Origin of the sequence: Acinetobacter gerneri DSM 14967 = CIP 107464 = MTCC 9824 (genome assembly GCF_000368565.1) — a bacterium.
Lineage (GTDB): Bacteria > Pseudomonadota > Gammaproteobacteria > Pseudomonadales > Moraxellaceae > Acinetobacter > Acinetobacter gerneri.
This window is the reverse complement of the sequence record NZ_KB849550.1, coordinates 1-5,689: the sequence shown is the minus strand read 5'-3', so window position 1 is coordinate 5,689 and position 5,689 is coordinate 1. Positions and strand designations below refer to the sequence as shown.

The following is a 5,689-nucleotide window of genomic DNA, read 5'->3' as shown; positions in this document are numbered from 1 at the left end:
TTGACCGCTCAACTGATTGATAGCAGTCCTTTTGCCAAGAAATATACCAGTGGTTGTTTATCCTTTTACGAGCATGCTTTATCTGACCAGGATAAACAGCAGATCATGCAAAATTTTGAGGAATGCCTTTTCCCTGGTCTCGATAAAGATCAGTACCAAATTTTATGGGTACAGCACCAAGATAAGGTGAATCAAGATACTGGAGAGACACGGCTTGAGCTGAATTTTGTGATTCCAAACGTTGAGCTTTCGACAGGCAAACGGCTACAGCCATTTTATGCGCCAGTGGATTTAGATCGAGTGGATCTGTTTAAGCAGATTACCAATGCAGAACATCAACTATATGATCCCGATGATCCGAACAATCAGCAGCTTTTAATCAATAAGAAGAACTTACCCAAGGATGTGAAGGATTTTAAAGATCAGTTACACCAAAGGATTTACCAAGCTGTAGTCGATGGCAAAGTTGCCGATCGGCAAAAATTGGTTGAATGGCTTGAATCGAATGAAATCAAAGTCACCCGACAAACCCAAAAATCAATATCAATCGAAAATCCATACGAGGGCGCAACACGTCCTATCCGTTTAAGTGGAGAGGTTTATGAGCAAGGCTTTAGCGCTACTGGCGAATATCGACAAGAAGTACAACAGCGAATTGCAACGTACCGAGGAACAACTTCTGAGCGGTATCGAGCAAACGTCACAGATTATCAAAGACAGCTTGAGCACAAGAGCCAATATCACAGCGACCGCTATCCAGCAGTCAGACGAGAAATTAGCGCAGAACCTACAGAACAGCTCACAGCAGATCGAGAAGCAGCTCGACCAGTACCAAGCCTTGCTACAGTCCAAATTGAGCCGTTTAAAGCAAATGAACGAGCAGATACAGACAAAAGAACAGCAAGTTCAGAACAAAAGCCTACTGAAACAGCTTACCACTTTGAATATGGCAATGATTTTGGGAGCTGCTATTTTAATTATTCTCATTATTGCGCTCGGTTTTATGGGCAAAAGCAAGTACAACGAGATACGGACACTCAATATGACCATCAACGAGAAACAAATGCGAGTGGATCACCTGAACCGATCGGGGGGCAGTTTGACGTTCAGCACATGCAGACAGCAAAACAGCAAAGCCCAACGTCTATGTATTCAGATCAACAAGGACGCAGGGGATTGGCAGAACAACTTCATGGTGCCGATGGGGTATTAAGTGATGACCGAATTAGAAACACAGTTATTGAAAATCATCGAAGAACAACAGCAGCAATTACAGCAACAACAAACTCAGTTGCAGCAGCAACAGCAGAGTTTAGACGTGATGCAAAAGAAAATTATCCAAGCCTTATCAGCACAATCAAAGGCAATGGAGAGCGTACAGACAGACTTAGTGCAAACACAAAAGTCATTATCGACAATACAGACACAATTTCACGAATTGGAAAAAAATACAGCGACCTATACCGAGCAGATCAATGGCAAAGTCAGGGAGATGAGCCAAATTACAACGAATTACGAGGACGTACTGGAGAAAATCTCAACCACACAACGGTCAGTCTCGTCACAAGTAGCCAAAGCTCAGCAGAATTTGCTCGAAACGTCCGAACTATTGAAGCGAATATCGTCCAAATGAAGGAACGGAAAAAGGAAATGGAGCAGCCCCAACCTAAGCGAGATCGGGGCATGAATTTTGGCATGTAGGGTTTATGCTCGATTCCGACTGTTGCTAATCAAAAATATGGAACAATGATTAAATATTAGGCGTGAAACGTGAAGAATCAATAAAAAAGCCCGACTTAGACAAGTTAGGCTTTTTTATTGATTGTAAATTATTGAAATAATTAAACTAATTTTGTATTTATGTGCACTAATGTGTGCACATAAAAGCGGAGACTTTAATTTGGTAGGGTTCTTTAAGCCCAGTCATTTCATCCTAATCATTTGGTCGAGTGACAATTGGAAAAGTTGAGTCTGGACGTTTAAACATTGCAAAGAATTTTCCAATTTCCAATGGATTGCCTTTGACTTTACTTTCGTTAGAAAGCAGGACTTTTACCCCTTTTATTTGACCTGTAATCATTTTTAGATATAAGGGCTTGGTTACGGTTAATGTTGGGCAATCCGATGCCAAATCTTTACTGTCATCATGACGCTTAAACTGCATGATTGAGTTTTCAACCCATAATGAAAAATTCTCTTGGGTATCCGACAAAACCAGATTGATACACTGGTTTTCATTTTTTAAATTTTCCACATCTAAATTTGTCGCCATGGCTTCAAGAAATCTTTCAGTTGGCGTGTGAATCAATAAATCACTCGGATCAGATGTATTTTGTAGGGGTACATTATTTTGTAGCTCTTGAGCACCCACCAAAAAGAAATTACGCCAAGTTGAAGCCTCAGCAGCATAGCCCAATTGACGATACGTATTTGCCAATAAGTCTTTTGCTTGTTGGTTTTGAGGGTTATTCAACACAATATGTTTTAAAATCTCGGCAGCCCATCTATAGTCAGCTTGAGCATAGGCATCCCGCGCATTTTTTAATGCATTATTCTCCCCACCTGCCAACTCAATATATTTTTTTGCAACAGCTTTAGGCGGTAATGGATCTAAATTGGAAGGATGAGCATCGAACCATCCCATATAGTATTGGTATATCGCTTTTACATTATGCTTTAAGGTTCCATAATAGCCATGCGCATATAGCTTTTGATCAAGTGCCGCTGGAAGCTGAATTTTCTCGGCAATTTCAGCACCATTAAAACCAGAGTTCATATATCTCACCGTCTGATCATGTGTGAACTTATAAACATCTCGCTGGGTTTTAATAAAATCTTGAATATTGTCATTGCCCCAGACAGGCCAATGATGTTGTGCAATCAATACATCGGATGCTTTGGCATGCTGCATTGCTTGGTCTAAATAGCCTACCCATTTTAAGGCATCACGGACTTTGGCACCGCGGAGGGTATAAAGATTATGCATGGTATGCGAAAGAATTTCTGCGCCATTATAAAGTTTCAGTGATGGGATAGAGAAGGTTAACTCTGCTGGCGCTTCTGAACCCGGCACGTTATAAAACACAAAATCCAAACCATCAATGGTCATTTTCTGTTCTGCTTGGGTGATCAGTTGTGTAGGCTCAAGGATTCCCATTTTCCCAACAGCAACAGCCTTACCTAAACCTGTATCCACCAATCCTTCAGCATTCTTTGGTAAAAAGGTTCCATACATATAGGTCGCACGACGTATCATGGCTGAACCTGCCATCAAATTTTCACTGGTCGCTTCTTCCATAAAGCCTTGTGGCGCAATAATTGGGGTTTTTCTAGCGTTAATTTCTTCTGTAGAAAGAACGCCTAATGCACCACCAAAATGATCGATATGGCTATGGGTAAAGATAATGGCTGAAATTTTTTGCTCACCTAAATGCTGCCTAGCAAATTTAAGTGCTGCTTCAGCCGTTTCTTTAGAGGTTAATGTATCCACAATAATCCAGCCAGTATCACCCTGAATAATGGTCATATTTGCCAAATCAAAACCACGAATTTGCCAAACTCGATCTGTCACTTTAAATAGACCAACATTATTGTTGAGCTTTGCTTGTCGCCATAGTGCAGGATTAACAGTATTTGGTGCTGGATCATTTAAAAAATTAAACGCATCAAAATCCCAGATCACATTGCCTTTTTCACTTTTAATTTGACCTGTTGGCTTGGCAATAAAGCCTTTTTGCGCATAATTAAACTCTGTCATATCGTCTAAATTATATTTCGTTTTATACGCATTATTTGATTCAATGACCGCTTTTTCGACTTGTCCATTTGCTGCAAAAACAGAAAATGGCAAAATAAACATCAATGAAACCGTTAAAAATTTAACTTTCATTGTCTTTCCTTCTTCAAAATATCCATAAATGTTGATTTCCTTGTCTATACTATTTTTGATATGTGTTGAATTAATAGAAGCTTTTCAATTCAAACATTATAATAACAGCCATCATTTTTTATGATGGAATCATAAAATAATATTTTACAAGAATATACCTGTTTTTATTAAAACTACGCAGTCCTTATTGGGCATGAGTTAGTAGGAGAGAAAAATAAAAATTTTGTTAAAACCTAAAGAAAAACCCCTCTGAGTCTTGCAACTTAGAGGGGTTTTGTCTTAAATTTGGTGGTACGCAGTTATTTGATGTTCGAGCATCAAGTAACGAAGATCATAAGGTTTGACGACCGTTATGATTTCACCTTTCGGCTTGTACCGCTTTTCAAATTCTATCAAATTGATAAAAAATGGCAAGCATTGTATCAGTAAAAAGTCTTTCGTTACCTGACTCTCGTTCATCCAATAAGCAATACATAGACAGTATTCGAGCCTTATCAGCTTCTGTGCATCCTTTTTAAGGAAGATATGCGGTGCATGTGGAGGGAATAAGTGTCACTGGTGCATCGTAGCGATAGTGAAAGCTGAGAAGCAGGAGCTGAACCGTTACAGGGGAATCCCACAAAAGCGGAGCGTTGAGAGTAGTTGTATAGGTTGGTTAAGTTGCATGTTGGAGAAATCCTCGCAGAGATACCGCCATACTTCGACAGGGAGCGCGTGGGGAGAGGTGCAGTACCTTTAGTCCTTGTCTGCCATGTATGTGAAGCATGGTGCGGATACGACCGATGCGTGGCTCCGTCAGCCTAATCAGGTTAAATCGGCAATACTTAGGGGATGTGTTATTTTTTGAATGACAGCCCTTAGGGAGAGTATTGCCGAAACTCTCTCAACGCTCACCATCTGCCTGAGCAAAGCGAGGGCTGTGGTGGTGGTGAGAAAGAGTTGAGTGCTATTGTTTTACAAGATTTATGCCAGTTCTTATTAGGGTTTATATACTGTATCATTTGATTAAATTTTAGTATAAATAATTCTTTCCCTTTTTAAATAAGCAAGGATACACAGTTACCCCTATTTCACTTCGTTTAATAGTGCTAAGCTGTGACCTTGATCAGGGGCTTCACCCCCGATACCCCCGAAAACCGGTTTAAAGAAAAATCAAAGATTTTCCTCTAAACCGGTTAGACCAAGAATGGGATTGTTCAAGTGGAAATAGATTCAGTAACTAAACAGAAAGTAGTACGGGAACGGACGTTTAAAGTCAGACTTTCAGAATCAGAATATCAATTGCTCGATGCCAATAATCCTTTTGGTTCAATCGCAAAGTTGCTACGTCAGTCAGCAGTAGATAAAGCAACAAAGATTTATAATTCCAAAGCAGATGATGCTGAAAAAATTAAATCAACAAAGATTGTTGAATCTTCATATAGCAAGACAGAGAGAAATTTAATCCTAGAATTGGGTCGTATAGGTAATAACGTGAATCAGATTGCCAAAGCGATTAATACGGATATTGCAGGGACAGGTACTTTTGACAAAGTGAAGTTACTTCATTTGTTGATTTCCATAGATCAACAACTTCGGGAGTTACGACCAGATGATCGTTGATTTTTTTAGACATGGTTCAGGATTATCTAAAGGTTGTCTAGATTATTTGCTTGGTGAAGATAGAGAGCGAGAACATGCACAGGTTTTAAGTGGTGATGTTGACTTGACCGCTCAACTGATTGATAGCAGTCCTTTTGCCAAGAAATATACCAGTGGTTGTTTATCCTTTTACGAGCATGCTTTATCTGACCAGGATAA

Annotated in this window: 3 protein-coding genes and 1 pseudogene; 3 read left to right on the top strand and 1 reads right to left on the bottom strand. The window is 39.7% G+C overall.

What is annotated here, in order from left to right; all coding sequences use genetic code 11:
• On the top strand, positions 1-1,701 hold a 1,701-nt coding region (locus F960_RS20200; protein WP_040332871.1), incomplete at its 5' end, for a relaxase family protein.
• A 232-nt stretch (positions 1,702-1,933) separates the two neighbouring features.
• On the opposite strand, the gene F960_RS20195 is transcribed toward F960_RS20200, so the two are convergent.
• Complete coding sequence (locus tag F960_RS20195; protein ID WP_004870594.1) at positions 1,934-3,889, bottom strand: alkyl/aryl-sulfatase; 1,956 nt, start codon at positions 3,887-3,889, stop codon at positions 1,934-1,936.
• Between the two features lie 1,200 nt (positions 3,890-5,089).
• On the opposite strand from F960_RS20195, the gene F960_RS20190 reads away from it, so the two are divergent.
• Positions 5,090-5,491: a MobC family plasmid mobilization relaxosome protein gene (locus tag F960_RS20190; RefSeq protein WP_004706792.1), complete on the top strand. Its 402-nt coding sequence runs from the start codon at positions 5,090-5,092 to the stop codon at positions 5,489-5,491.
• Positions 5,481-5,689 (top strand): annotated as a pseudogene (locus F960_RS20185) (relaxase family protein); the annotation flags it as partial. The gene F960_RS20190 and the pseudogene F960_RS20185, both read left to right, overlap by 11 nt.

Excerpts from the sequence above, each read along its gene's own strand:
- F960_RS20195 (WP_004870594.1), bottom strand. The coding sequence starts at position 3,889 with ATGAAAGTTAAATTTTTAACGGTTTCATTGATGTTTATTTTGCCATTT.